At 57.7% G+C, this 26,310-nt stretch carries 22 protein-coding genes; 10 read left to right on the top strand and 12 right to left on the bottom strand.

Annotated elements, in window-relative coordinates; genetic code table 11:
- The first annotated feature begins 6 nt into the window (after positions 1-6).
- Together wecB and wecC are read left to right on the top strand one after the other, a co-directional pair.
- Positions 7-1,179, top strand: a complete 1,173-nt coding sequence (gene wecB, locus D6201_RS13020; protein ID WP_277949477.1) for a non-hydrolyzing UDP-N-acetylglucosamine 2-epimerase — start codon at positions 7-9, stop codon at positions 1,177-1,179.
- Complete coding sequence (gene wecC, locus D6201_RS13015) at positions 1,176-2,447, top strand: UDP-N-acetyl-D-mannosamine dehydrogenase (protein ID WP_199798175.1); 1,272 nt, start codon at positions 1,176-1,178, stop codon at positions 2,445-2,447. The genes wecB and wecC overlap by 4 nt, the downstream gene beginning before the upstream one ends.
- A gap of 17 nt (positions 2,448-2,464) precedes the next feature.
- Here wecC and D6201_RS04670 read toward each other — a convergent pair whose 3' ends face one another.
- The 4 genes from D6201_RS04670 to D6201_RS04655 form a co-directional block, all read right to left on the bottom strand.
- Positions 2,465-2,812, bottom strand: coding sequence for a PilZ domain-containing protein (locus D6201_RS04670; protein WP_120047758.1), 348 nt, complete (start codon positions 2,810-2,812; stop codon positions 2,465-2,467).
- Between the two features lie 106 nt (positions 2,813-2,918).
- Positions 2,919-3,650: an SDR family NAD(P)-dependent oxidoreductase gene (locus tag D6201_RS04665; protein WP_120047757.1), complete on the bottom strand. Its 732-nt coding sequence runs from the start codon at positions 3,648-3,650 to the stop codon at positions 2,919-2,921.
- 1 nt (position 3,651) lies between these two features.
- Positions 3,652-5,142: an amidophosphoribosyltransferase gene (purF, locus tag D6201_RS04660; protein WP_120047756.1), complete on the bottom strand. Its 1,491-nt coding sequence runs from the start codon at positions 5,140-5,142 to the stop codon at positions 3,652-3,654.
- Positions 5,143-5,376: 234 nt separating this feature from the next.
- Entirely contained in the window at positions 5,377-6,375 is a 999-nt protein-coding gene (locus D6201_RS04655) for an SDR family NAD(P)-dependent oxidoreductase (RefSeq protein WP_120047755.1), read from the bottom strand.
- A 308-nt stretch (positions 6,376-6,683) separates the two neighbouring features.
- On the opposite strand from D6201_RS04655, the gene D6201_RS04650 reads away from it, so the two are divergent.
- The 4 genes from D6201_RS04650 to D6201_RS04635 all read left to right on the top strand — a co-directional run bounded on the left by D6201_RS04650 (position 6,684) and on the right by D6201_RS04635 (position 10,802).
- A complete protein-coding gene (locus tag D6201_RS04650) occupies positions 6,684-7,988 on the top strand; it encodes a lipopolysaccharide biosynthesis protein (protein ID WP_120047754.1) in 1,305 nt (434 codons plus the stop codon).
- 34 nt (positions 7,989-8,022) lie between these two features.
- The gene (locus D6201_RS04645) at positions 8,023-9,051 is read left to right on the top strand and encodes an ATP-grasp domain-containing protein (RefSeq protein WP_120047753.1); all 1,029 of its coding nucleotides are present in this window, start codon (positions 8,023-8,025) and stop codon (positions 9,049-9,051) included.
- Between the two features lie 35 nt (positions 9,052-9,086).
- On the top strand, positions 9,087-9,590 hold the full coding sequence (locus tag D6201_RS04640) for a serine O-acetyltransferase (RefSeq protein WP_120047752.1): 504 nt from the start codon (positions 9,087-9,089) through the stop codon (positions 9,588-9,590).
- A gap of 81 nt (positions 9,591-9,671) precedes the next feature.
- Complete coding sequence (locus D6201_RS04635; protein WP_120047751.1) at positions 9,672-10,802, top strand: glycosyl hydrolase family 28-related protein; 1,131 nt, start codon at positions 9,672-9,674, stop codon at positions 10,800-10,802.
- A gap of 69 nt (positions 10,803-10,871) precedes the next feature.
- Here D6201_RS04635 and D6201_RS04630 read toward each other — a convergent pair whose 3' ends face one another.
- Positions 10,872-11,288, bottom strand: a complete 417-nt coding sequence (locus D6201_RS04630) for a class I SAM-dependent methyltransferase (protein ID WP_120047750.1) — start codon at positions 11,286-11,288, stop codon at positions 10,872-10,874.
- A 367-nt stretch (positions 11,289-11,655) separates the two neighbouring features.
- Between D6201_RS04630 and D6201_RS04620 the strand changes: the two genes are divergently transcribed.
- Positions 11,656-12,561: an IS1595 family transposase gene (locus D6201_RS04620; RefSeq protein ID WP_120049202.1), complete on the top strand. Its 906-nt coding sequence runs from the start codon at positions 11,656-11,658 to the stop codon at positions 12,559-12,561.
- Between the two features lie 332 nt (positions 12,562-12,893).
- On the opposite strand, the gene D6201_RS04615 is transcribed toward D6201_RS04620, so the two are convergent.
- The 5 genes from D6201_RS04615 to D6201_RS04595 form a co-directional block, all read right to left on the bottom strand.
- Positions 12,894-13,697, bottom strand: a complete 804-nt coding sequence (locus D6201_RS04615; protein ID WP_133303942.1) for a hypothetical protein — start codon at positions 13,695-13,697, stop codon at positions 12,894-12,896.
- Positions 13,698-13,827: 130 nt separating this feature from the next.
- Positions 13,828-14,802 carry a UDP-glucuronic acid decarboxylase family protein gene (locus D6201_RS04610; protein ID WP_120047747.1) on the bottom strand — a complete coding sequence of 325 codons (975 nt, stop codon included), beginning with the start codon at positions 14,800-14,802 and terminating at the stop codon, positions 13,828-13,830.
- Between the two features lie 79 nt (positions 14,803-14,881).
- Positions 14,882-16,003: a glycosyltransferase family 4 protein gene (locus tag D6201_RS04605; protein WP_120047746.1), complete on the bottom strand. Its 1,122-nt coding sequence runs from the start codon at positions 16,001-16,003 to the stop codon at positions 14,882-14,884.
- Positions 16,000-16,992, bottom strand: a complete 993-nt coding sequence (gene murB / locus D6201_RS04600; protein ID WP_120047745.1) for a UDP-N-acetylmuramate dehydrogenase — start codon at positions 16,990-16,992, stop codon at positions 16,000-16,002. Before murB ends, D6201_RS04605 begins: the two co-directional genes overlap by 4 nt.
- Positions 16,989-18,290: a UDP-N-acetylglucosamine 1-carboxyvinyltransferase gene (locus tag D6201_RS04595; RefSeq protein WP_199798174.1), complete on the bottom strand. Its 1,302-nt coding sequence runs from the start codon at positions 18,288-18,290 to the stop codon at positions 16,989-16,991. Before D6201_RS04595 ends, murB begins: the two co-directional genes overlap by 4 nt.
- 507 nt (positions 18,291-18,797) lie before the next feature.
- Between D6201_RS04595 and D6201_RS04590 the strand changes: the two genes are divergently transcribed.
- Genes D6201_RS04590 through D6201_RS04580 form a run of 3 tightly spaced genes read left to right on the top strand, consistent with a single transcriptional unit; the run spans position 18,798 to position 22,779 of the window.
- Positions 18,798-19,931 (top strand): glycosyltransferase, encoded by a 1,134-nt coding sequence (locus D6201_RS04590; RefSeq protein WP_120047744.1) that lies wholly within the window; start codon positions 18,798-18,800, stop codon positions 19,929-19,931.
- 14 nt (positions 19,932-19,945) lie between these two features.
- A complete protein-coding gene (locus D6201_RS04585) occupies positions 19,946-21,526 on the top strand; it encodes an O-antigen polymerase (RefSeq protein ID WP_133303941.1) in 1,581 nt (526 codons plus the stop codon).
- Positions 21,523-22,779, top strand: a complete 1,257-nt coding sequence (locus tag D6201_RS04580; protein WP_133303940.1) for a glycosyltransferase — start codon at positions 21,523-21,525, stop codon at positions 22,777-22,779. The genes D6201_RS04585 and D6201_RS04580 overlap by 4 nt, the downstream gene beginning before the upstream one ends.
- 22 nt (positions 22,780-22,801) lie before the next feature.
- On the opposite strand, the gene D6201_RS04575 is transcribed toward D6201_RS04580, so the two are convergent.
- Positions 22,802-23,950: a hypothetical protein gene (locus tag D6201_RS04575; protein ID WP_120047741.1), complete on the bottom strand. Its 1,149-nt coding sequence runs from the start codon at positions 23,948-23,950 to the stop codon at positions 22,802-22,804.
- Between the two features lie 6 nt (positions 23,951-23,956).
- Positions 23,957-26,089, bottom strand: a complete 2,133-nt coding sequence (locus D6201_RS04570) for a GumC family protein (RefSeq protein WP_120047740.1) — start codon at positions 26,087-26,089, stop codon at positions 23,957-23,959.
- Positions 26,090-26,310: the final 221 nt, after the last annotated feature.

Raw genomic sequence — 26,310 nt, 5'->3', positions numbered from 1 at the left:
TGCCGCGTGGTCGAGTTCAATCCCCAACCCCTTGTCGGCGCGCATCAGGTGACGCCGGTTCTGCTCGTGATCGGCACGCGTCCAGAGGCGATCAAGATGCTTCCCGTGGTCCGCGCATTGCGCCAGGTTCCGGAGGTCGAACTGAAAGTCATCACCACCGGGCAGCACCGTCAGATGCTCGATCAGGTGTTCGCGGTTTTCGAAGAGACGCCGGATATCGACCTCGACCTGATGACGCCGGGCCAGACACTGGCCGAGATCAGCGCCCGTGTGCTCGACGCGATGACCATTCAGATCGAACGGTACAAGCCCGGTCTCGTGCTGGTGCACGGCGACACTACATCGGCCATGGCGGCGGCACAGGCGGCATTCTACGCGCGTGTTCCGGTCGGTCACGTCGAGGCGGGGCTTCGCAGCCACGATATCCAACGGCCATGGCCCGAGGAGTTCAATCGCATCGCCATCGATGCCGTTGCGGACCTTTTGTGGGCGCCGACGAAAATCGCCGCGGAAAACCTGCGTCGCGAGCGCCCCGTGAAACAGGGTGGTCGCCAGATCGAGGTGACAGGCAATTCCGGCATCGACGCGCTGCTTCACGTCGCGGGACGATTGGCGGGCGAAGGACTGGACACGCTGCCCATATCGCTCGATCCCGCCCGCAAGCTCGTGCTGGTGACGGGCCATCGGCGCGAGAGTTTCGGCGATGGCTTCGCGCGCATTTGCGATGCCTTGCGCGCACTGGCCGATCGGGGCGATTTGCAGATCGTCTATCCCGTGCACCTCAATCCGCAGGTGAAGAACGTGGTCGAAGCTCGGCTGGGCGATACCGATGCGATTCATCTCATCCCTCCGGTCGACTACGTGCAGATGGTAGCGCTGATGCAGGCGGCGCATTTCGTGCTGACCGACAGCGGCGGCATCCAGGAAGAAGCGCCTGCTCTGGGCAAGCCGGTGCTGGTGATGCGCGAAGTGACGGAACGGCCCGAGGCGGTCGAGACCGGCGTCGCGCAGATCGTCGGCACCGACATCGACACCATTCTTGCTGCAGCCGCGCGCCTGCTGGACGAGCCGAAGCATTACGCGCGTTGTGCCCAGAAGGTCTTCCCCTATGGCGATGGCACCGCCTCGAAGAAGATTGCGGCGAGCATTTCCGCTTTCCTGATGGAGCGCGCACAGTGAAAATCTGCACCGTCGGCCTCGGCTATATCGGCCTGCCCACCGCCGCCATGCTGGCGAGCCGCGGGCACGAAGTCGTCGGTCTCGACGTGAATGAAAGCGTGGTCGATGCGGTGAATGCGGGACAGGCCCATTTTCAGGAGCCGGACTTGCAGATGCTGCTTTCGGCCTCGGTCGAGACCGGACGCCTGCGCGCAACGACCAACGCCGAGTCCGCCGAATTCTTCCTGATTGCGGTGCCGACGCCGCTGGTGGAAGGCAATGGTCCGGACATGTCTTTCGTCGAGGCCGCTGCGCGCACCATCGCGCCGGTGCTGGAGAAGGGCAATGTGGTCATCCTCGAGAGTACGTCCCCTGTCGGCAGCACCGAGCGGCTAGCGGATATCTTCGCAGAGGAGCGCCCGGACCTAGTCTTCCCGCGCTATCGCGACGAGGACCGGGATGCGGATGTGGCGCTGTGCCACTGCCCCGAGCGCATCTTGCCCGGACAGATGCTGCGCGAGCTTGTCAGCAACGATCGTATCATCGGCGGGCTGACGACAGCTTGCGCTAACAAGGCTGCGCGGCTCTATCAAAGCTTCGTGATGGGGACGTGCTATGTCACCGACAGCCGGGTGGCAGAGCTCTGCAAGCTTTCCGAAAACGCCTATCGCGACGTGAACATCGCTTTCGCCAATGAGCTGTCGGTGATCTGCGACACACTCGGCACCGATATCTGGCAGGTGCGCGAGCTGGCGAACCAGCATCCGCGCGTGAATATCCTAATGCCGGGGGCGGGCGTTGGCGGTCACTGCATTGCCGTCGATCCCTGGTTCATCGTGTCCAGCGCGCCGGACGAGGCCCGCCTGATCCGCACCGCGCGCGAGGTGAATGACGACAAGCCGCGCCGCGTCGTGCAATCGATCGCGGCGCTGGCGGACCGCTTCAAGTCGCCGACCATCGCCTGCTACGGCATCACTTACAAACCCGATGTCGATGATGTGCGCGAGAGTCCCGCGCTCGAAATCGTGGAGGCCGTCGCCGAGTTGGATGGCGCGCAGGTGTTGGTCGTGGAGCCGAACCTCGATGCCCTGCCAGCGTCACTCGCTGGCCGCGAAAACGTCCGCCACGCCACCAGCGACGAAGCGCGCGAAGCGGCGGACATCGTCACCTTCCTGGTCGGCCATCGCCAGTTCAAACGGCTTGAAGCGGACAGCTATCTGTCGAAAGCGGTAGTGGACACGACCGGCATGTTCTCCACCCGCAAGGCGAAGGCGGTGGAGCGAGACTAAGGCCCCCGACGCTGCCTTTACGGCCGGAAGCTGCCATCGCTGCGAAAGCGGGCGAGAATGTTGTCGTGCACGATGGGCGACAGCAGGTTGGAGAACGCACACCCGGCAACGCCGTTTTCCCACCATACGACTTCGGCCTGCAGCGATTCCAGGCCGGGCAGGGTGAGCCAGCACACGGCACCGGGATGCATGCGGTTGACCGCGGTTGCCGAAAATCCCGATAGCGACAGGTCGTTAACGACGGTCTGGAAAGCGCGATTGCCCGAAGCGCGCAGCTGGGCGGGAATCATGATGCGGTGGCGCGGGGCCGAACGGTCCTCCTGCGCGGCGGTTTCGTAACGTCCTGTCGTATTCTGCAAGCTCATCGCGCAGTTCCCATGCAAGCGTTGACGGTCCCCAACCCGGCCCGTTGCGAGGCCGCGAAAGGCATCAATGCTCCGAAATTGCTTACCGGGAGCTCTCCGAAAGTGGTTAATTCGGTTTTTCTATCCGCTCGCGGTGCAGATTGGCGAAACCCTCCGCCAGAAGGTCTGCGACGCGCGTCCCGACGACTTCCGGCGGCTTTACGCTTTGCGGGTCTTCGCCAGGATACGCCCGCTCCCGCATGGCCGTGCGCGTCGCGCCGGGATCGATGATGGCGACGCGGATTTCCGAAATCCGCTCGACTTCCATGGCGTGGCTTTCCAGCAGGTTTTCGAACGCCGCCTTGGTCGCGCCATAGGCACCCCAAAAGGGGCGGGAATCCCGCGCCAGCGAACTTGTGAGGCCGACGATGCGAGCATGATCGGAGCGCTTCAGCAAGGGATCGAACGCTGCCAGAAGCGCCTGCGTTGCCAGGACATTGAGGGTCAACGCTTGGTTGAATTGCTTTGCATCGATCTGGGTGACGGGTGTGAGGACCGGCAATTGCGCTGCGCAAATCACCAGGATATCGAGCTTTTCCCACCGTTCGGCGATGGCCTGCGCGAGGCGACCGACGCTTTCGCTTTCGGTTAGGTCCATCGGCGCGATGGTGGCCGTGCCGCCCGCATCGTGGATGCTTTCCTCGACCGATTCCAGGTCTTTCGCCTTGCGCGCGGTGAGCACGACGTGTGCGCCCTTTGCGGCGAGGGCTTTCGCCGTTGCAGCGCCGATCCCCCGGCTTGCACCGGTGACGAGCGCGATCTGGCCGGCAAGGGGCCGGTCTGGGGCGGTGTCGGACATGTCAGGCTACCTTGTGGACGGGTTTGCTAACCGGCAGGACAAGCTGCGCATCGCGTTCGTGCCTGCGAGCGAGATCGGTCAGCGCGGTCGGATATTCGCCGGTAAAGCACGCATCGCAATATTGCGGGCAGGCATTGTCGCGCTTGGCGAGTCCGACCGCGCGGTAGAGCCCGTCGATTGTGACGAAGGCCAGGCTGTCCGCCTTGATGAATTCGCGCATGGCGGCAAGATCCATCCGGCCCGCCAGCAGCTTGGAGCGTTCCGGCGTGTCGACGCCGTAATAGCAGCCATGCCCGGTCGGCGGGCTGGCGACGCGGAAATGCACTTCGGCCGCTCCCGCATCGCGCATGATCTGGACGATCTTCATGCTGGTCGTGCCGCGCACGATGGAATCGTCGATCAGGACGATCTTCTTGCCCTCCACCAGCATGCGGTTGGCGTTGTGCTTGCGTTTCACCCCGGCATGGCGGGCGCCGTCACTCGGCTGGATGAAGGTCCGCCCGACATAATGCGAGCGGATGATGCCGAGTTCGAAAGGAATGCCCGATTGCTGGGAGTAGCCAATGGCTGCGGGCACGCCGCTATCGGGCACGGGCACCACCAGTTCGGCATCGCAGGGCGCCTCTTTGGCCAGCTCGATCCCGATATGCTTGCGGCTTTCATAGACCGAGCGTTCGTTGAAGATCGAATCCGGTCGGCTGAAATAGACATGTTCAAAGATGCAGGGCCGGGCAGGGGGATCGCCGAAGGGGCGGTGCGAGCGGACCGTGCCATCGAAATCGACCTCGATCAGTTCGCCCGGTTCGACCTGCCGCGTGAATTCCGCGCCAACCACATCGAGCGCGACGCTTTCGCTGGCGAAGACGACGGCATCGCCGAGCTTGCCCATCACGAGCGGGCGAATGCCGAGAGGATCGCGGCAGGCGGCCATGCCGCGCGGCGTCATCACGATCAGGGCATATGCACCCTCGACCAGCCGCAGCGCATCGACCAGCTTGTCCAACATGGTTGGATAGCGGCTGGTGGCGACCAGGTGAATGATGACTTCGGTGTCGGAGGTCGACTGGAAGATGGCCCCCTTCTGCACCAGCTCCGCCTTCAGCGCGCTGGCGTTGGAGATATTGCCGTTATGCGCCACCGCGAAGCCGCCGCTGGCGAGATCGGCATAAAGCGGCTGCACATTGCGCAGGCCCGCGCCGCCCGTGGTCGAATATCGGACGTGCCCTGCAGCCATGTGGCCGGGCAGTTCGGCGATCGAATCGCCGGTCGAGAAGTTGTCGGCCACGTGGCCCAGGCCGCGCCGGGTTACGAAATCCGTACCGTCGAAGGCGGAAATGCCGACCGCTTCCTGCCCGCGATGCTGCAAGGCATGGAGGCCGAGCGCGGTGACGGCAGCAGCTTCGTCTCCGCCGATAATACCGAATACGCCGCATTCTTCATGCAGCTTGTCGTCGCCGTCCTCGTCGAGGGGAAGGGGGTTGCGGTTGCTCATACTTCCCATCGGACTGAGGTGGCAATTCACGCTGCAATGGCAACGTAGCGATCTGATTACAAGAGATCGTTCCCTTAGCTCTTGACGGATGAAAGCGGGCGCAATCCTGACCATGCTTGTGACGTTTTCAGGGTCCGAGAACCCTTGGGTATGTTCCGCGCCACGTTCGAGTCTCTCGAATGCGCGTTGCATACTCAAAACAAGTAGCATCCCAGTGGAAGTGCCCAGAAAGCCTCATTCGCCGTGGTAATCGCGATACCAAGCCACGAATTTTGGCACACCGCTTTCGACACTTGTCGTCGGTTCATAACCGAGATCGTCCCGGATTGCGTCGATGTCGGCAAAGCTCTGCCGCACGTCTCCGGGCTGCATCGGCAGCAGATCGATTTCGGCCTTCCGGCCGAGCTCGTCCTGCAGGATTTCGACGACTTTCATCAGATGTTCCGACCGGTGATTGCCGATATTGTACAATCGGTGCGGCTTCGTGCTGCCACCAGCCTTCGCTTCGCCATTATCGGTCGGCGGATTGTCGAGACACGCGACCACGCCGGAGACGATATCGTCGATAAACGTGAAGTCTCGCCACATATCGCCATTGTTGAAAACGGGTATCGGCTCACCCGCGAGAATCTTTCGGGTGAATATCCACATCATCATGTCCGGTCGGCCCCAGGGGCCGTAGACCGTGAAGAAGCGCAATCCTGTCTGCGGGAGGCGATAGAGATGGGCGTAGCATTCGCTCATCAACTCGTTTCCGCGCTTGGTGGCGGCATAAAGGCTTACCGGGTGATCGACCCGGTCGTCGACCGAGAAAGGCAGCTTGGTATTGCCTCCATAGACGCTGCTGGAACTGGCATAGACCATGTGTTCGCACTCGCGGTGGCGCGCGATCTCCAGCAGGTTAAGATGGCCTGCGAGGTTTGCCGACAGATATGCATGTGGATTTTCGATGGAATAGCGGACGCCGGCCTGCGCACCTAAATGAACGATGCGGTCGAAGTGCTGCCCATTAAGCGCGCCGGTTAGCGCCGCCATGTCCGAAAAATCCGATTTCACGAATTCGAATTTATCATCGAAATCCTGTCGCAGCTGCGAGATGCGCGCTTCCTTTAGCGACGGATCGTAATAGTCATTCATGATGTCGATGCCGAGCACGTCATCACCGCGCTCCATCAGTCGGCGCGCGACGCTATAGCCGATGAAGCCAGCTGCCCCGGTAATCAGAACGCGCATTCGATTTGCTCCATTTTTTCGCAGCCAGTTACGGCGTCAATCGAGAAATATCCCGCAGTCTGCCGACTGCGCGCCGACACGCATCAGTTCTGAAAATTCGAAACATCCCCGAGCAGCCGACTGGCTCGGGGATGCGATCGATCGCCTGGCCTTCTTCGTATCTAATTGCGAGCGATTAGCGGGCCGCGCCGCGAAGGGCAAACCGAGAAGTACAGCTTATGCGCTGCCCCGTAGCCGGGGGGTGCATCTCTCGAGCAGGCCCGCAAAGGTTGGATGACGCGCGGTCGATGGGGTGCTAGGGGACCGCGATGAACTGGGGGAAAATTGGTGAGCGCGCCTTTTCCGGTGCGTCCGGAGATGTCTTCCGCGGAATGGCGACCCTGACCGGTGGCTTGGTTTTCGGACGTATTATCGGGCTAATCGCGATACCCATCCTAACCCGGATCTATGATCCGGCGGATTTTGGCGTCTTGTCGGTCTACACCGCCCTCGTGATGCTGGTCGGCCCATTCATGGCATTGCGTTTTCCCGTGGCGATACCGCTTCCCCGCAGCAGTCGAATGGCCGTCAGCCTGGTCGCTCTTTGCTTCGGACTCATCTCGGTCATCGGCGCGTTAGCTGCCGTGACGCTTTACTTGGCCGCTCCGGTGCTTTTGCCTCATTTCTCGATGGAGGCGCTAATACCATATTGGTGGCTCGTTGCGGTGGGAATCATGGCTTCGGCATCTTATGAAACGTTGTCATCATGGGGGACGCGCAAGAAAGACTTCAAGCTCATCGCCAGGACTTCCGTGCAGCAATCGCTGTCGAGCGCTGTCGTAAAGGTGGGAATGGGCTTTTTGGCGGCCGGTCCGATTGGCCTATTGCTCGGTCAGATTCTGGCTATCGGCGGCGGATTGGGCACTTTGGCAATGCGCTATACCGCCGAATTCAGGCGTGTAGGGCAGTTGCGCATAGGCAAGGCAGCAAAGCTCTACAGTTCTTTCGCGCTGTATCGCTTGCCCGCTCAGATATTGCTTGCGGCAGCTATACAGTCACCGGTGCTGTTCATCGCGGCGCGATACGATGCGGCGACGGCAGGTCAGTTCGGTCTTGCTCTCACACTCGTCGCCGTGCCGATGACATTCCTCGTGCGCGGATTGAGCCAGGCGTTTTACGGAGAAGTCGCCGCAATGGGCTTGAAGCGAGTGGCCGAGATCCGCGAGATTACCCGGCATACGATCAAGCGCCTTGCACTTACAGGCGCGCCATTTGCGCTGGCACTGATGCTGCTGGGCGAAGAAGTGGCTGTGATCTTGTTTGGAGACCGCTGGGCAGCAGCGGGGCGCATAAGCGAATTGCTGTCAGTCTACCTCTTCTCTGGGCTCGTCGCGTCTCCGATCATGCGGCTGCTCGATCTGCTGCGCGAGCAATGGCTGTTGCTAGTGATTAACGGCTCACGCCTTACTATCATATGCGCAATCTTCATCGCGCTGCCGGAAATTGGTTTCGATCTCTACGATACCGTGCTGGCCTATTCCTGTGCGATGTTCCTGCTGCAGTCGGTGAGTGTGGTGACTGTTCTGCATCGGCTCAACGTCCACACGCAACGACGCGCGGCGAGCGCGTCTTGACGTCGCTCTTTGCTGCGTTACCTGCGCCAATCGAATGGTCGCGATTGATGATGGTGGTGGACGCGTGAAAATAATCATCCTCAAGCTCGACAGCGAAAAGAAGGAATGGGCAGGCGGCACGCGGACTGGCCTTTCCTACGTCGAGATGTACGAAAAGATCCTGAGCGAGAACGCTATCCCGTTTCAGACGGTGCGGTTCGGGCAGGAGGATTTCTGGGAGCAGGCGCTTTCCGCAACTCATTTCATCGCCCGTTTCAAGGGTTACGAGCCGGACCTCAGCATCGGCCATTCGATCCTTCCGCCGCTTGAAGCGGCTGGGGTGAAGTGTTTGCCTGAGTATGATGGCTTCCGGTTTTGCGGAGATAAATTGCGCATCGCGGCATTTTATGCTGCCAACGATATCGATGCGCCGCGCACCGATGCTGTGTTCAGCATGGAAGACGTCGAGCGCTGGAAAGCCGAACGCGGCTTCTTTCCCGTTGTCGGCAAGCTGCGTCACGGTGCATCGTCAATTAATGTTGAGATGATCCACGATGCTGCGCAACTTGACCGTATTGCAGAGCGCCTGTTTACGGCGCGTATGGTCGATGGGCGGATGGATCCGGGTGTCACTCAAATACTCGAGGATGCACTGCTTCGTCGTCCTGCCGTACCAAACACGGGGCTGCTCCTTCAGGAATTCGCTCCCGGCAATGATGGCGATCACCGGGTAACAACCATTGGTGATCGTGCATTTTACTTTAAGCGCAGCAACCGCCCGGGCGATTTTCGCGCGAGCGGGAGTGGTATTTTCGATTACGACCCGGACAAAGCGGACAAGGAATTGATTGCAAAATCTTTCGAGATTTCGAAGCGCTTCGGCTTTTCAATGATGGCGTATGATTACCTGACACAGCCACGCCCGATGCTTGTCGAAATGAACTATGCCGCCGTTGGCGCTGCGATTGCTGGCGCGCCGGGCTACTTCACACCGGAGGGCAAATTTGTGTCGCACGACAATCGCCCCCCGCAATGGTATCAACTGGTCGATTTTTTGGAACTTCCCGACCTGAAAACGCCTTGACGGCGGCGAAAATTCGGTAGCGAAGTCAAGCTACCATGAAATCTCTGCTCAGCAGCTTCGTCGAGGCGTCCCCGCTTCTGTCATCGATATACCGTCGCTATTTGGGCGATCGGGAAGCGAGGCTCGCGCATGCCATAGAACGCATGCAGCGCCATATTTCTGCGGGTCGGTATGGAAAGGCGCGGCGCATACAGAAATGCGTCGAACTGCGGTTCGGAGTGGCCATCTCAGCGGAGGCTCGCATCGGCAAGAACCTGCAGATGCCTCATCCTATCGGCGTCGTTATCGGGAGAGGGGCAGAAATCGGCGACAACGTAAAAATCTTCCAGAACGTTACGATAGGAAGAAAAAAGGAAGCTTGTCCGAAGATTGGGTCAGGCAGCATATTGTACTCGAGCAGCATCGTCATCGGCAATATCGAGATCGGCGAAAATTGCATCATCGGCGCGAACAGTGTCGTAACGAAAAGCGTCCCCTCTCACACAACCGTTGCAGGGAACCCAGCGAGAGTGATTGTCAAATCCGGACGGGGCCCGTGAGTAACCCGGTAATGCTACAGACCTTCTGATCTGGCGCGATGGTTCATTCATCAGAAAGGCTATTTTTCTTAACGCCGAGCTATGGTCATTTTCGACAGAAACTTTCGTACGGCATTTGCCGCAACCCTGCTCGCGACGGCGTTTCAATCGTCACCCACACTGGCCGCGCAGCTCGACATTCGCGAATTCGGTGCGCGCGCGGATGACGGCCGCGACGATAGCGCCGCGATAGAGCGCGCCTTGCGACGAGCTCGTCCGGGCGACACGGTCAGGATCCCCACAGGTGTTTTCGACGTATCAAGGGCAGTTCGTATGTCTTCTGGCGTCACGCTCGCGGGGCAGGGATGCGGCAGATCGGTATTGCGGCGCACAGGTCAGTCCGGTCAGATCATGTTTCGATTCGAAGGTGTCCAGAGCGCCGCAGTTCGCGGAATCGAATTTTCGTATAACGGCGCGCCGCAATTCTACCGTGCCATCGGGTTTCGTGGACGCGGATCATCGAATATCACGGTGTCTGACAATTGTTTTTTCGAACGCAATTTTCGCGGCGGACGTGGCGATCGCTGGGCAATCGAACTTTCCGCTACTGACTCGCCGAGCCGCAACATCACGATCACGGGAAATGAAGTCCGCGGCAATGTGCAGTTGACCGCGGGCGGCGGGGCCGGAGTGATTGGTGCGCGGATTGCCTATAATCGTGTCATTAACGCGCGCGCGAACGCTATTGCCATTTCGACGCTCGGCGATCGTGTCGAATTCCGCGACATCGCGATCACCAACAACACTATTGAAACGCCAACCGCGATCGGAGTGTTTATCGGCCCTGACCAACCTTCGGCGGCGGGCGGTCGATTCAGCAACATAACGATTGCAAACAATCGGATAACCGGATTTCGTAATCGGTACACGTATGGCATTTTCCTGCGGGCTCCGATCGATGGAATGTCGTCGGTGACGATCACTGGAAATGAGATAGACGGCCGTGGGTCGGCGGAGCCGATCGCAATCCGTTTGCTAGACGATCACGGTAGAGGCACGCGGCGCTTCAGTGATGTGCGCATATGTTCCAATGCCGCTCGCAATGTGGGCCGCGGCGTCTGGCTGCAGCGCGTCTTCGGCGCACGTCTTGCGGACAATCGGATGCAAACGTCGAGACCGCTCATCGCTGCGAGTGACGAGAATCGCGATATCGTGACGACCGATCGCTGCTAATTTATGCTTCAGTCGCCGGATCGATCACAATCGTGACCGGGCCGCCGCCCCAAGCATCGTTTTTCTTCGCTAGCTTGCTGATAGCCTCGGCGCGTTTCCGCCGGGCTTGCGCAAAAGCGCGCAAGACACGCGGTAAGGGCGGTTCCACCACCGCCAGCGATGATACCGGCCGAGAAACCGCTGTCGATCAACTAGATACAGATAAGGCGCTTTGGCAAAAGCGGCAATTTGCAAGGCCTTTTTCTTGAAGGGCAATTTCGCAAAGTCATCTTTGAAACAAGTATCGGAAACGACCTCGGACCAGACAGTTTCGTAATTTGGCAAGAGACGTGCAATGTCCGCTGGTTTCGGGCGATAATACTTATCGATAGGATCCAGATGCAGCGGATAGTCCAGTGGAACCGTGAAAAGGATTAAGCCACCCGGTAACAGCATTTCGTCGCACATGACGACAAAGCCCTCTCGGTCATCAAGGTGCTCAAGCATATTTGAGCAAAGCACAAGAGCAGGCGACAGCTGCAAAATGTGCGCGCGATACTCCGGGGTCGTACACATCGCCAACCAAATCGACGCCCGGCGCCGCCCAAATGTCAGCGTGGATCACAGTGATGTCACGCTCTCGCAGGGGCGCGAAGATGTGCTGATCGATATGCGGCTGCGCCTCCGTTCTAAACTGACGGGTCGAGGATCCCAAATTCAGGAATGGATCGAGATCTGCATCAGGCAATTCGCTAATGATTCTACTAGTAGCTCGTGCTTCATTATTTCGCATAGCTCGATTGGCAGCGTTAACTCATTACAGTTCCCGTTTATCCCCTTGGCGCATGTGTGGTGAGTGCGCTATATAATGGTCATGACGAAAAGCCCATCTGCCTCCCCTGATTTCAGTGTCCGCGAGTTCTTCCAGCGCTTCCCCGATGAAGACGCTTGCCTTGAGCACATCATGGCCGTTCGTTTCGGCGGCACCCGCTTTGACTGCCCGAAATGCGGCACCGTCGAAAGCACGTTCCACAAGCTGCAAAAGCGCCGCACCTACGTTTGCGCTTCTTGCGGCCACCATGTGAACCCCACCGCTGGCACCATCCTAGAGAACACTCGCACACCGCTCGTTTCGTGGTTCTATGCAATCTATCTGTTCTGCACGACGCGCCACGGTGTGAGCGGCAAGGAACTGCAACGCCAGCTTGGCGTGACCTATAAGACTGCCTATCGCATCGGCCAGCAAATCCGCGATCTTATGAGCAAGGCGCAGGGCTTTGACGCGCTCCTGACTGGCCACATCGAGCTGGACGAGGCCTACGTCGGCGGTCGCCGCTCTGATGGCAAGCGCGGTCGCGGCGCTCCCGGCAAAACGATTGTCATGGGCCTTGCGGAGCGCGAAGGCCGTATGCGCGCTGTAGTCATTCCCGATGTGAAGAAAAACACGCTGCGCGATGTGGTGCTGCAAAACGTGGAGGCGGGCGCTACCGTCTCGACGGACGAACTCTACAGCTACAATTTACTGACCTTCGATGGCTACTCGCACGGCGCTGTGAAGCACGGTCGCAAGGAATATGTGTGGTATGACTATCAGCGTGGCGAGAACTTCCACGTCAACACGGTTGAGGGCTTCTGGAAGCTGTTCAAGGCTTCGGTGCGGTCAACGCACGTGCAGATCAGCGGAAAGCACATGCAGCGCTATCTGGACGAATTCACTTTCCGCGCTTCGAACCGCCACCGCGTGAACGGGATGTTTGACCTTCTGGTTGGGGCGCTGTGAGCGTCCCTACTAGGACTTCGAATTGAGCGCGATCGGCGGGACCGACGCCATCGGCCTCGGCTTGTGCAACGAACTCGTCTAATCGGTTGGACGCGAGCGCGTCCGCTAGAGAAAGCTTGGTCATCGCTCTTCCCTATAGACGAGATTTATTGTCAATGCTATGTGACGACGCACGGCGGGGCCCAAACCCCGCCGTGGCCGACAACGCTATATTAACAGGATCGCGATTAGGGCCATGGCCCCCAGTGCGATCAAACCTGTAGTTAGCATTGCCTGGTCCCTTCTCCGGGGGACTGAACCGCCCCCGGTCGGCTGCTCGGGTAGAGCAAGGTTCACTTCACCACTCGAAAGAGCGGTGAAGTATCGGATGAGGAAGCTGCAACTTCCCCGGTTTCTGAGGCCCCGGTCGGTTCGTCCGACGGGGCCTCATTCTCGTTGAAGGGGTAAAAAAGCCCCTCATCATCTTTCGACAACTTTTGCTGCTCAACCAAACGTGCGAGCACGTTGTAGAGGCTCGTCTTGCTTTGGCGCTGCTTTTTGTCGGCGTCCTGTGTTGCCCAGATATGCTTGATTACATCGATTGACTTCCTACCGGGCGATGCGGTCACAAATCGCACAGCCTCGGCTGCACTTGGCGAGCCGTATTCTTCGACTTCGGCCACATCCTTGACCTCGCCAGCGTCAACCTTTCTCAGGTATTCATCGTGCTGCGCAGGTGTGAAAAGCCATTCACCTCTCTTGATGACGATCTTGCGCTTCAGCACCTTCTGGATCGCATTATAGTAGGCGGATTCACTTTCAGTCAGACGCTTTCCGTGCCGACCACTACGGATGCTTTCGAGCAAGTCGCGCTGCCGAAGACCGGTTTCTGAATTCCTCACGGCCTCTTCGATAATATGGGGCCAAGTCATAAGGCCCTTGCGCATCTTAGCCTGCCCGCGTCCCTTGCCCTTCTCAGGTTCTGAGGCCACGAAAAGCGAAGGAGCCAGCAACTGCGCAGCCGAAAGCCGCTCCTCTATGTCGCCCTTCTTCTTGCGAAGCTGCTCAATCTTGCGATCAATCTCGGCGCACTCCTCCCGCCAATGCGAAATTTCGCTGGCCGACAAGCTAAAGGTCGAAGGGGTGGAATCAGTCATAGCTTCACCTCGGTAGACCCATTCATGAGGTGTCACAACCGAAAAGTGGGGCGAGATGAAATTGACTGTGGAAAGTGATGCCGTGTGACCGGAACGAGGGGCGAACACTCTGAGCTTTAGGTCACATGCGTTAAGGGGATAATTGGGTTACAGTTTTGAAATAGGAAATGGTTTTTTCCAGCCCCTCGTCGAGCTCGATACACGGCTGCCAATCGAGCTTTTCAATCGCCAGCGATATATCGGGCTTGCGTTGGATTGGATCGTCCTGCGGAAGCGGCTTGAATTCGAGCGCTGATGAGGAACCAGTCATTGTGATGATTTTCTCAGCAAGTTCACGAATGGTAAACTCGTGCGGATTGCCGATATTAACCGGGCCGGTGAATCCCTTTTCGGTGTCCATAAACTTGAGCCAGCCATCGATCAGGTCGTCGGCATAACAGAAACTGCGCGTTTGTTCGCCCTTACCATATACGGTGATCGGTTCACCAGCGAGCGCCTGCATGATGAAGTTCGAAACGACGCGCCCATCGGCGGGGTGCATCCGCGGGCCATAGGTGTTGAAAATTCGCGCCACTTTGATGTCGAGATCATGCTGGCGATGATAATCGAAAAACAGTGTTTCTGCGCATCGTTTGCCCTCGTCGTAACAGCTTCGGATGCCAATCGGATTGACGTTTCCCCAATATGACTCGGTTTGTGGATGCACCGCAGGATCGCCGTAAACTTCGCTCGTCGAGGCCTGGAAAATCCGACAATCGAGCCGCTTAGCCAAGCCGAGCATATTGATAGCGCCGTGCACACTTGTTTTGGTCGTCTGCACTGGATCGTGCTGATAATGGATAGGCGAGGCAGGGCAGGCCAAGTTCCAGATCTCATCCACCTCCACATAAAGCGGGAAGCAGATGTCGTGGCGCATGAATTCGAAACGAGGCTCGTTCGCTAGATGGTCGATATTGGCCTTGTTGCCGGTGAAGAGATTATCGACGCAGAGCACTTCATCACCGCGCTTGAGCAAGCGATCGATTAGATGCGAGCCGAGAAACCCCGCGCCACCGGTCACCAATATGCGCCGGCGGCCGAATTTATTGCCAGTGATGCTCGGCATGAATGAACTCTCTTGAGAATAAGCGCTAAGTTGAAAGCGACGTTGCTTAAGCGGACCGGCGCGCGGGTGCAACCGAGTGTCAGCTGCCAATTTCCACCGTTGTAGCGTAAAGCGATCTGAGATGGTCTAGATAGGCGCGCGCTGAAAACCGCTCGTCGACCAATTCGCGTGAGCGATCCGCCATTCGGTCAAGCTCGGCCTCGTCGGAAACCAGTTCGAGCAGATTGTGCAGGATGGCATCCTCATTCAGATCGGTCGCCACACCATTTCCGCCGAGAAACTTCGAAACACTATCGCCAGTGTCAGACAGCAGCAGTGCGTTGCCAAGCGACATCGCTTCCAGGACTGATTGCGATGGGTAATTGTCCGGCTGTATCAGACTCACGAAAACGCGGCTTTGCGACAAGGCGGCTGCCAGATCTGAAGTAAAAGCCACTTCGACTTTATCAGCGACACCCTTAATAGCGGAGCGGACTTCCTCCTCCATGCTACCCCGTCCGAGGATCTGCACGCGCCAGTCCGGACGCCTGTCGACGAAACGCCGTGCAACTCGCGCGAAGAGAACGGCGTTCTTTCTCGGAATGAAGCGGTGCGCGAACACCACCGTGTTTTCCTTGATGACTGTGATCGGCTCGACACGACGTGAAAAGAATGGGCCGTTTGCTTCAACCATTGACGTGTTTGGACTGAGTGCCGAAAAGCGCCTGGCGACGCTTGGGCTTACGGCATGATAGAGTGTGTGCGAACGGCGGCGAGCAAGCGGTTGGCTTCCCATCGTGTCTGCGATGTCGGGACTAGTGAGTTCAAAGATCGTGGGCAGATTGCGCACGTGGCCGATTTGTAAATCGAGAAAAATATGGGCGAGCTCAATGCCGCGTTGCGTGGCGAGACGTTCGAACCTCGGTTCACCGACAAGCGCAGGCAGGCCCGAGTTTTCGAGCATCGCCCACAGCCGTTTGGACCGCTGTAATGGCCGGAGCAGCCGATGGATCGGTCCGCCCGCACGATATTCAATCGCATCGTCGGCCTCGGCTGGATAATCGGCGGCTATTAGCCGCTTTAGCGCAGGGTTCAGCCAGAGTTCGACAGGATAACCGTCGTTCTTCAGAGCGCGGTAGATCTTAATTGCGCGATTTTGTGCGCCCGACAAACTTTCAGTTGCCACCACGATTGCGGTTTTTGGTCTATCGTGCTGCGTCATCCTGATGCGTTTGCAATGAAACGGCTGTGCGCTTCGTCGGCAGTCCACACTTTACCGTCATTGTCGACATAGCGTATCTCCGGCTCGAGCAGGTGGCCGGTTTGATCGTGGACCGACTGACGAATGTCGCCAATCAGCGAAAGGACGTCGACGGCCTGCGCGCCGCCGCGGTTCACGATGAAGTTTGCGTGCAGCGGCGAGACCTGCGCCCCCCCACGGATCATCCCTTTCCATCCGGCTCGCTCGATCATCGCACCGGGAGGGCCGAATTCCGCGTAGCATGCAGGATTGCTCTTGAACACCGATCCGCAATTTGGAAGTTTTCGCGGAAATTTCAGCCTCCGAGAGCGGAGGATGTCGCGCATCGTCTGTCGCATTCTAACCGGGTCGCCCTTTTCCAAGCGCAGCGTCACGTCCACGATGACTTCATCGAGATCGGCGAAGACGGAATGCCGATAAGCGAAATCGCACTCATCGCGCGTGCGCTCAATCGTGTCGCCATTTGCATCGACGCTTGTAACCGTGACCACATGCTCACCAATGGATCGGCGCAGGCTGCCACCATTCATCATCACAAGCCCGCCAAGCGTGCCGGGGATTCCGCAGATATGTTCGAGTCCGGACATGCCGTGTTGTTGCAGGAACCGCGCTACACCGGGCACCCAAGCCCCTGCTTCAATCCGGACGGTTGTGGCGTCCACAAGCGTTGGTCGCGAGAATTCTGCGCCTAGCTGCAAAACGAGCGCGTCGACGCGCTCGTCGGCAAACAGGAGGTTGCTCATCTCGCCAATCACAAGTGTGGGTAGATCCACATTTTGAGAAAATCTGCGCAGCGCTACAATATCGCTTCTTGTGCGCGGGCGCGCTGCCAGAGGCGCGGTGCCGCCGATGCGCCACCACGAACGTGACGCAAAATCAAAATTTCGCATCACACCTGAAGGGCAGATGCGTTCGACCTGCCTGATGACACCGTCATCGAATCTTATCATGAAGCCGCGCTACGCCCGAGTTCAACTTCGACACCGAGAGACCGCAGCTTTTGACCAAAATTGACGTACCCACGGCCTATCTGCCAAGCGTCTTCAATCGTCGTGGTGCCTTTCGCGATCAGGCCACAAAGAGCCAATGCTGCCCCCGCACGCAGATCGAGAGCCTTCGTTCGGCCTCCCTTCAAAGCGATGCCTGCACCATTGATTGTGAGCAAATCACCTTCGACCGCATATTGCACACCAAGCTTCTGCATCTCGGCTGCATAGGCATAACGGCCTGGAAAGCGCAGATCGACGATGCGCGATTCACCAAGGGCCGCAGCTGCCCAAGCGGCAAGGATCGGTTGTACGTCCGAATTGATGCCCGGGTGGGGGCCGGTGCTGATTTCGAGTGGGTAGGGACGTCCTCCGCGCACGATCAGAGAGTTTTCGCTCCGGAAAAGTCGAGCACCAGCAGCTGTCAGATGCGCGAGCACGACTTCCAGGTCGGCGTAGGGGAAGTCCGCAATCTCGACATCGCCGCCGGTGATTACCGCGGCGACCAGCCACGTGATTGCTTCCATATTGTCGGGAATTACGCGGTGGTCGCACCCACTTAGCGTTTCAACGCCATCGATACGAATATGTTCTTGCCCGAATACCTCAATCTTCGCACCCATCGAGCGCAGCATGCCCACCAGATCGAGAATTTCCGGGCGGACATGGGGATTCCATACCCGTGTCACGCCTTTGGCAAGCGTCCCGCACAGGATTGCATTCTCGGTAGCGCCAGTGGATCGGATCGGCAGGTGGATATCGGCTCCCACAAGCCTCTCATCGGTCTTTGCGCATAGATCGTCACCTTCTTCCCAGACGCGAGCGCCGAGCTTCTCGAAGATACCGACGTGGATATCGTACTTGCGCTCGCCCAGCTTGCAGCCTCCGGGAAGCGGTACGCGTCCTTCGCCCATACGAGTCAGCAGGCAGCCTAGGATCAAGAGCGTGTTGCGGATCGACCGGCCTGGCCATTCAAGCTGAGCTGGGGGAGTTTTAGCCTCTGTGATGACAATTGCATCTTCACCTTCAAGGCTCGGGCTTTTGCCGAGCCGCTCAAGCATGCCAACATGGATTTTAGCGTCGAGAAGCTGTGACGGATAGTTCGTCAGCCGCACCGGCTCACTGGTCAGCAAAGTCGCCGCGAGCAGGCGAAGCGCGCTGTTCTTTGCGCCCGCCAGTTCAATGCGCCCGGTGCAAGGGCGACCGTCCATAGTCACACTCAAGTGATCGGTGTCTTCGGCGATAAGAATTTGATCGGACATGGGATTTGGAGGCTCGATGCGTTGCAATCGCAAGGCTGGGCCCGCGATCGATATTTAGCGAAGCCGGCCATTGGCCGGAGCCGGCAAGGGCCGACAGCGCGCTCATACCCATTTGACCTGCTGAGATAAATAGCCGGTCGAAGGATTACGCTGGCGGCTGGATATCGTACTCCCTGCTCGTTCATGCTGATCCGTGCGGATCTCACATGGACCGCAGTCTAGAGAGAGGTTTCGGGTCTTTTGCCCACCCATTTCGGGAGTGCGCGGGCGATGTGGACGGCGCTTTGTCTAACGAAGGGGTTGCGCGCGTCATGATTGACGGTATGGCCATCGGGGTTTGATCAATGTCCTTCGACACTTATGTTGCGCGGCGACATGCTCGGTGAAGCGAAAAGCGTTTTCATCGCAAGATCGGCGAGACCAGGGATGCGCGGACACACTGCTCATGTCTGAGCAAACAATGCAGTGCGCGATAGCAGAAATTGGCGATGCCTAGGTAAGATATCCATGCGTGTCCTGTTTTTCCTGAATGTGCTTGGTGGCGGCGGCGCGGAAATGCACTTCGTGCGCATGGCGAGCGCGCTGCGCGAAAATACTATCGAACCAATTTTTGTAACGATCCGTGGTCAAGGTGATTATGAGACGCTGCTTGATGAAGGTATCGAGCATCGTGTTTTATTCGAAGGCGATGGCGGTTCGACCGTTCGCAAATTGGCTGCGGCGATCAAGCCTTTGGCTCGCGTGATCGACGAGTTGAAGCCGGATATTGTCTGTCCGGTGCTTACGCTCACGACCATTCCCGCAATTCTCGCTTGTCGCCATTCCTCCCACAAGCCGAAGATCGTGCTGAGTATTCAGAACGCGCTCGGTACTCAGGTGTTCGCTAGGCGCACGCCGATCGCGCTGGCGCAACGCGCAATTGTTCCGCGTCTTTGGCCAAAGGTCGATGGGATCATTGCCCTGTCCCATGGCGTGGCCGATGATATTGCGCGTCATGTGCCCGACGCGGCTGACCTCCTGCATGTGATCCACAATTGCGGTAAGCCAATGTCGCGAGAAATGGAGCGCGTAAGGGACACCCGCCCGGATCGCCCTGATGATCGCGCCGTGCTGATTGCTGTTGGAAGGCTTACCGAACAGAAAGACTATCCTACAATGTTCGCGGCGATGCAAATGTTGGAGACACGGCCAACGCCCCTATTGCGCGTCCTCGGCACCGGGGAGGATGAAAACGGTTTACGCGATTTGGTTCGATCTAAAGGGCTTGAGGATCGGATTGAGTTTTTAGGCTTCCGTAATGATGTACTTGCGCATATGCGCGCCGCCGATCTTTTCGTGCTGTCGTCTCGCTGGGAAGGGTTTGCTAATGTAATCGTCGAGGCGATGGCGATGGGTACCGCCGTCGTTGCGACTGATTGTCCGCACGGTCCCTCCGAAATTATCACGTCCGATGTCAACGGCAAGCTTGTCCCGGTTCGCGACAGTGCAGGTCTCGCACACGCAATCGACAGCTTGCTGGCCGATCGTGCAGTCTTGGAAAGGCTTGCCGCCGCGGGCAAAGAGCGTGCAGAAGACTTTGGCGTGGAGGCGATCGCCAGGCAATATGCGCAAACACTGCGTCAAATCGCCGCATCGAAGTGATAAGGAAGCAACCGATGGCCTCTGCGACCCTCACCCTCCCAGCTTCTGAATCCGATCCGAGGGCAGCGCAAAGCCGAGCAGACAATCCGTTTTTCGAGATATCGGACGTCTATCGAAGCGTCTTGCTCATATATTTTGTCTTCTGGCGGATCTTGCCTGAAGTCGTACTAGCCTTACGAAGCGAGGCGAGTACGAGCACGGTGCTGGGCCTCAATCTCTTTTTCAATTTGCTAGCGATCGGTTTCGCGATGCTTCCCTTCTTGGTGAAGAGCTTCGGCGGCATGCCGATGGGCTGGCTGAACCCACTCGCGCTTGCGAGCGCCATAACGATCGTGAAAACCGTAATCCAACGGCCGATTCACATCGTTGAACCGCTGGTCATATGGCTGCGTGAACCAGTGCCTCTCGAACACGAGCTGCTGACTTACTGGAGCCTCGATGCTATTCAGTCCCTGGAATTCAAGATTGCTGCGATGGGTGCGATTTCCCTTCTCGCATATCATCTCGGCTTTTTCCTTTTCCAGACTCGTCGCAAATCCAAGCGGACCCTGGTCCGGGAAGCTCCGCACCTATACTTTGTAATTATCTTCGGCCTTCTCACTCTGGCCTTCGTCATTTTGATCGCTCTGAGCGGTGGCCTCGCCACCCATTTTTCCAATCTGGCACTGGGTCGCTTCGGTGTTCGAGAAAACACAGGCGTGTTGTTGGTTTCAATCGGCTTCATGCCCTATCTTTTGGTAATTTGGTATCTCCTTCGCCCGGAGATTTTTCGCACTCCCATCTTTTGGGCGATGTTGATTTTTGCCTTGGCGCTGCAATTTGCTGCCGACGGAAGCCGCTCTTCCGTGCTGATACCAATGGTCGTCCTTACGGCAGGGTGGATATACCGCAATCGCAGAATTCCTGCCCTGGCCGGCGCCATTGGAATTTTTGTCGCGATTTTAACACTGGCTATCCTCGGGCAAATCCGAACTGACGCGCGCCAAATCGAGGGCGATCTGGAAACGACCTCTGTGCTTTCAATGGATGTAACGGAAATTCTTCAAAGAAATGACGAAGAGGTCGCCGAAAGGAATTGGCGACAAGCTGGCGTTGCGATCGCAGCTTTGGTTCCTCGCGAGAACGCGCACCTTTTCGGACAGACTTATGTCGCCGCCGTGCTTTTCTGGGTTCCTCGTTCGGTTTGGAATGAGAAGCCGCGAGGCGTGGGTGCGACCGCGAATGCGCTGCTGTTTTTGAAGAAGGACACTGTTGAGGGTTTTGAAGGCGCCGCTTATCCGGTGGGCGGACCCACGGAAGCTTTCTGGAATTTCGGCTGGTTCGGCATCGTGGCGATCTACGCTTTGTTTGGAGTGTTCCATAAATTTGTTGCCTTGCGTGTAACAGAGCGGCCTCAAGACGTAGAGGCCGTCGTGCTACTTTTGCTCTCGGTTGTCTCAATGGCCGACGTGGCGACCGACCAAATCGTGCCTTTCCTCCAGCTCTTCGTGCTGCTGAAGCTTGCATTTTTTGGACTGAAGATGATTGCGAGTGTTCCTTTGGAAGATGGCGAAAACCACGTCACTACCTTGGCGGGACAGCAAGGACGGATGTGACCACCTTCGAAGAAAGTGGCGCTTCTACGGCTGAAGACCCAGCCGTCTCGCGCTGGTTATTCGTTCATGATCACCACTTTGTCCCCTGCGATGATTTCATTGGATCGCGCAGCGGCTTCGGAGCGAAATTATGGGAGCGCTATCTCCCTTACTGTGACGCGATCACGGTTATCGGACGCGAGGGCGCGCCCGCACCGCGCGAGGAGCTGATTGTATCGTCTCGTGAAAGCGTCGAATTCCGCCTTTTGCCGGATCGGGGAAGAGGCCTGGCGAGGCTTCGGGCTTTCGCCGAAGCTCGCGTCATTCTAGAGCAGGTGATTGCAACGCACGACGTTGTAATTGCGAGAGTTCCTAGCGTGCTCGGCCTGATGGCGATCTCCATCGCACGTAGGATGGGCAAACCGGTGGCGGTCGAAGCGGTTGGCTGCGCTTGGAGCGCGATGTGGGATCATGGCTCAGCGGCTGGAAAAGCGTTTGCTCCGATACATTGGAGGCAGATGCGCAAGGCCGTAGGACGCGCGGACAATGTGATATACGTGACGGAGAATTTTCTCCAAGATCGCTATCCGACGCGCGCGCAAAATATTTCGAATGCGTCAAATGTGGAGCTGCCGCCTAGCGATATTATCGAAGGCCAACCAACCCTCGATCGCGCGACACTCACGAAACGCCTAAAGCGGATTGAATGCGCCGTGCAGGGCGAGTTGCGGCTCGGCCTTGTGGGCAGTTTGCGGGTTCGCTCCAAAGGCATCCAATTCGTTCTGCCGGCGCTCAAATCGCTCAAAAGGTGTGACCGGCCATTTAGTTTTCATGTTCTGGGCGCAGGAGATGCACGACCGTGGATCGAGGAGGCAAAGAGGCACGGCGTGGCCGATCTTGTCACATTTCATGGTAGCCTTCCGGAAGGCCAGGCAGTGTTCGATTGGCTAGATCACATCGATATCTATCTGCAGCCATCGCTTCAGGAAGGCCTGCCCCGCGCGCTGATAGAAGCGATGAGCCGCGGATGCCCTGCGATCGGATCAAACTGCGCGGGGATTCCTGAATTGCTCGATGAGCGAATGGTCGTCCCGATGCGTGACGTTGATGCGCTGCTGCAAAGAATTTTGGCGCTCATGGCTGACAGCGATGAGATGGCGCGGCAAGCCATGCGAAATTTCAAAACAGCGCATGCCTATCTCTCGCCCACGCTTGCAGAGCGGCGCGAAGCGTTCTTCAGAAAAGTCCAGGCGCAGTCTCTCGGTCAGCTTTGAAGGACGATTTACGGCTGATTACTTACCGGATCGACAGGTTATCGAGAGTGACGACCGTAGGAGTCGTCGAATATCGCCGCTCGGTTGAAATGGCGATCCTCGCGAAGCGGCATGGCTGCGGCATGGAGAGCGACAACGCCTTCGCATCGGGCGCAATCAGGACGCTGGTTTCCGCTTCGCCTCCGGACACGCACGCCGCTATCACCGTGATGTCGTTATCGCCTTCGCCTTCTCGCCGGATTTCAGCCGTCAAACGAGAGGGCATTTGTCGAAGTGGTACAACCTGCGCAGCCGCTTCTCCTCCGCCCGTCAAAAAATCGATCTCAAGCGTTCCTTTCTCCCGCAACAATGCTGTTTGGGCTGCGTCCGCGGTAAGTGACCAGTCGAAAGGTATGAATTGAGTGTCGAACTGCAGCGTGCCGGGCTGTGACTGCCGGTTTAGGCGAAAAATACGCCAAGCGGTCATATAATCTCCCGCTTCGGCGGACCGCCTCGCGAGCTTGGCGTCAACCGCTTCATTGCTGATAGCAGCAGACGGATTTTCCACACGCACTTGGGCGATTCGTGGAAGCAAGTTTGGTTCGTCGGCCGCGAGACTCAGGAATTGCCGCGCCCAGAGAGGCTCCATTAAAAGACCTTCCTCCAGCGCAAATGCGTCCGGGTCGTTCGCGATTCTTGCAACAAATTGTGGCATGAATTCGCGCATTCTGGCTGGGCGCAAACGCATTGCTCGATCTAGCAATCTCAAAGCAGCCATCTGGTCGGAGCGCTGAGCTGCGCGTTCGAGCTGAAGAGCAATCAGTGAAGGCGTGCGCGGGGAAGCATCCGTGGCGGCGTCGATAAAATCCGGAAAACGCGAGTCGCCGGTCTCCTGCATAATGAGCGCGAGCGCCGTGAATGCGGGCGCATTCAACGGCTCATTGAGGATCGTCTCCTGCAACGAATTGACGAGCGCGGAGGGCTCCGCGATTGTCTGTGATCGTTCAGCTTCCTCGTCTCGCCACAAGCTTACCTGTTTGCGCAACGACCTAGCGTTAGTGGTAGCGTCGAAGATCTCTCCAAGACTGGCAATAGTGGGCGCCTGGTCGCCTCGAGATACGGTCAGCGACGCCAAGCCAGACAGCGCGGCTGTCGACAGAAACAGAAAAGCGAGAAAGCGACGGAAAACCATATGAAATCAGGCCGGTTCGGACTTTTCACTCTGCTGCGATCCATAGCCGTAACCGTATCCATAGCCATAGTGCAGACCGTCATCGGTCACCTTCGTCATCAGCGCGCCATAGACACGTGTACCGTTCTTCTGGACCCGCTTGAGCGCCTGACGGACTGCCCGCTGTTTGCTACCGCCAGCTTCGATAATCATCACCACGCCATCTAGCACTCGTCCCATCTCTTGGACATCGGCCAAACCTAGTACGGGCGGTCCATCGATGATGACATGATCGTAGCGTGAGCGAAATTTCTGCATAAGTGCAGAAAGTGCTGGACCCGCCAAGAGCTCTGCGGCGTTAGGCGGAACGCGGCCCGAGGGCAAAACGTCAAATTTATCTTCGCTCAGTGAAATAATGCCGTCCGCTTCAAGCTCCTCGCCGGCCAAAAGATTGCTCAATCCTACGGTGTTCTCGACATCAATGTATTTGCCCAACCCGCTGTTGCGCATGTCTCCATCAATTAGAAGGACTCGCTTACCTTGCTCTGCCGTAAGTTTGCTCAGTGCGAAAGCGGATAGGCTTTTACCTTCGGCGGCGCGGCTGCTTGTCAGCATCAGGGTTTTGGGGATCCCCTGATTTGTCAGGAAGGAGAGGTTCGAACGCGCGGTCGTATAAGACTCGTATAGTTCGGAACTGCGCATCTCCAACTCTTCCGCCGGCGATATCCCGGACGTGCGAGGAATCGCGCCGAGCAAGGGCAGGCCGAGCTCGCTTTCGACCTGCGCGGTGTCCGTAAATCCGTTGTCGACTGACTCAATCGCGTAGAGCATTCCAAGAGATGCCAGCGTGCCCATGGCGAGAAAGATCAGCAGGTTGGAAAGCAGATTGGGTTCCACGGGATTGTTAGCCACTTCCGCCGCATCAACCATGGCCATGTTGTTGCGTCCGACACCCGCCGCGCCCAGATTTTTGTATTGTTGAAGGAGCGCATCATATAATTCACGATTGGTACGAACGTCCCGATCAAGAATGGCAAACTGGACACCAGCTTGCTGCTCCCGCAGGAACTCGCTCTTCAAGCTAGCAATTCGCTGACGGAGAGCCCTTTCGTTCGCGCGCGCGCTCGCGACGTTTCTTTGAGATTCACTGCTTGCGCGCCGCGTCTCGGTCGCAATCGCGCTTTCGAGCTCTTCGATTTGGGAACGCAACGCGATAACCGCCGGGTGCTGGTCTCCTAATCTTGACGAAACGTCGGCCAGTTCCGCGCGTGCGGATGCCAGCTGACGCCTGAATGCAGCGACGGAGCCAAGCGTTTCTGATGATGCGGAACGCGGGCTTAGGCTTGAGCTTTCTGCTTCGATCCTTGCAGCTGTCGCGTTTGCGAGCTGAGAATTAAGTGTCTCGAGCTCGTCCGAAACCAATGTTCTGGAAACACCATCACCCTCGGTTCCATTGCCGCCATTGCCGATCTGAACGATTTGCCGACTGGTGGCGTAGTCGATCAGCTCGCTCTCGCTCTCTTCCAAGCTTTCCCGCACCTCGCTCAAACGTTCCGAGAGATATTCTCTGGCCTGCACGTTTGAGCCAAATAGACGATCGAAATTCGAGGTGATAAATTGCTGCGCCCATGTGTTGGCGATCTTGGCTGACAGCTCACGGTCGGGGCTAGTGAAGCGGATGTCCACCAAGTTTGAGCCAACCACTGGATCGATGGTCACATCGCGCCGCAGAATTGCTATGATCGTTCCCATGGGAATTGTCGCTTCCGGTGAAAGCCCGTAGGCCTCCAAGAAAGCCGGGTCACTTTGAAGTCTAGCCGCACGGGCAACTCGCTCGGCTTGCGAGCGCGATTCCAGCAGCTCATACTGCGTCTGCAAATAGGCGCGCTCCATGATTGGGCGCTGCCTGTCGACCCCTTCCACATCGGCGACATTGGTATCGATCTGGCTGATCTCTATCCGCGCGGTGGACCGATATTGCGGAGTCGTGAGCATCGTCACGACGAGGCCGAGAACTAGGAAACCGAGCAAGATTGCCGCAATCAGTTTCCACTTACGGCGCGCGAGATAGAAATAATGCTCCAGCGGGCTGACCGTATTCTCCGAAGTTGGGCCGATCGCGCCATAGTCGCTTGCGAGGGGCAAAGCAGCAGTGTTCATCAAAACTTTCCTGAAATTACCTAGGCCGCTCGATCAGAAGGAACTTCTGAAATACGGTAAGGTGATCGCTCGATAGGTAAACTATCAAGAAAAACTGTTTACTCTGAGGCATTTGGGCTGCACTCAATCGAGGTGCGGATAGCCCAAGCACGGACCGATGCACTACCAAAAAAAATCATCAGCAACGCCTTCACAGACATAGATCCCATATTCGAGCGCCC

Origin of the sequence: Aurantiacibacter aquimixticola, assembly GCF_003605475.1 — a bacterium.
In the GTDB taxonomy this organism is placed as follows: domain Bacteria; phylum Pseudomonadota; class Alphaproteobacteria; order Sphingomonadales; family Sphingomonadaceae; genus Alteraurantiacibacter; species Alteraurantiacibacter aquimixticola_B.
This window is presented reverse-complemented; position numbering and strand designations above follow the sequence as displayed.

Excerpts from the sequence above, each read along its gene's own strand:
- D6201_RS04670 (WP_120047758.1), bottom strand. The coding sequence starts at position 2,812 with ATGAGCTTGCAGAATACGACAGGACGTTACGAAACCGCCGCGCAGGAG.
- D6201_RS04665 (WP_120047757.1), bottom strand. The coding sequence starts at position 3,650 with ATGTCCGACACCGCCCCAGACCGGCCCCTTGCCGGCCAGATCGCGCTC.
- purF (WP_120047756.1), bottom strand. The coding sequence starts at position 5,142 with ATGAGCAACCGCAACCCCCTTCCCCTCGACGAGGACGGCGACGACAAG.
- D6201_RS04655 (WP_120047755.1), bottom strand. The coding sequence starts at position 6,375 with ATGCGCGTTCTGATTACCGGGGCAGCTGGCTTCATCGGCTATAGCGTC.
- D6201_RS04650 (WP_120047754.1), top strand. The coding sequence starts at position 6,684 with ATGAACTGGGGGAAAATTGGTGAGCGCGCCTTTTCCGGTGCGTCCGGA.
- D6201_RS04645 (WP_120047753.1), top strand. The coding sequence starts at position 8,023 with ATGGTCGCGATTGATGATGGTGGTGGACGCGTGAAAATAATCATCCTC.
- D6201_RS04640 (WP_120047752.1), top strand. The coding sequence starts at position 9,087 with ATGAAATCTCTGCTCAGCAGCTTCGTCGAGGCGTCCCCGCTTCTGTCA.
- D6201_RS04635 (WP_120047751.1), top strand. The coding sequence starts at position 9,672 with ATGGTCATTTTCGACAGAAACTTTCGTACGGCATTTGCCGCAACCCTG.
- D6201_RS04630 (WP_120047750.1), bottom strand. The coding sequence starts at position 11,288 with ATGCTTGAGCACCTTGATGACCGAGAGGGCTTTGTCGTCATGTGCGAC.
- D6201_RS04620 (WP_120049202.1), top strand. The coding sequence starts at position 11,656 with ATGACGAAAAGCCCATCTGCCTCCCCTGATTTCAGTGTCCGCGAGTTC.
- D6201_RS04615 (WP_133303942.1), bottom strand. The coding sequence starts at position 13,697 with ATGACTGATTCCACCCCTTCGACCTTTAGCTTGTCGGCCAGCGAAATT.
- D6201_RS04610 (WP_120047747.1), bottom strand. The coding sequence starts at position 14,802 with ATGCCGAGCATCACTGGCAATAAATTCGGCCGCCGGCGCATATTGGTG.
- D6201_RS04605 (WP_120047746.1), bottom strand. The coding sequence starts at position 16,003 with ATGACGCAGCACGATAGACCAAAAACCGCAATCGTGGTGGCAACTGAA.
- murB (WP_120047745.1), bottom strand. The coding sequence starts at position 16,992 with ATGATAAGATTCGATGACGGTGTCATCAGGCAGGTCGAACGCATCTGC.
- D6201_RS04595 (WP_199798174.1), bottom strand. The coding sequence starts at position 18,290 with ATGTCCGATCAAATTCTTATCGCCGAAGACACCGATCACTTGAGTGTG.
- D6201_RS04590 (WP_120047744.1), top strand. The coding sequence starts at position 18,798 with ATGCGTGTCCTGTTTTTCCTGAATGTGCTTGGTGGCGGCGGCGCGGAA.
- D6201_RS04585 (WP_133303941.1), top strand. The coding sequence starts at position 19,946 with ATGGCCTCTGCGACCCTCACCCTCCCAGCTTCTGAATCCGATCCGAGG.
- D6201_RS04575 (WP_120047741.1), bottom strand. The coding sequence starts at position 23,950 with ATGGTTTTCCGTCGCTTTCTCGCTTTTCTGTTTCTGTCGACAGCCGCG.
- D6201_RS04570 (WP_120047740.1), bottom strand. The coding sequence starts at position 26,089 with ATGAACACTGCTGCTTTGCCCCTCGCAAGCGACTATGGCGCGATCGGC.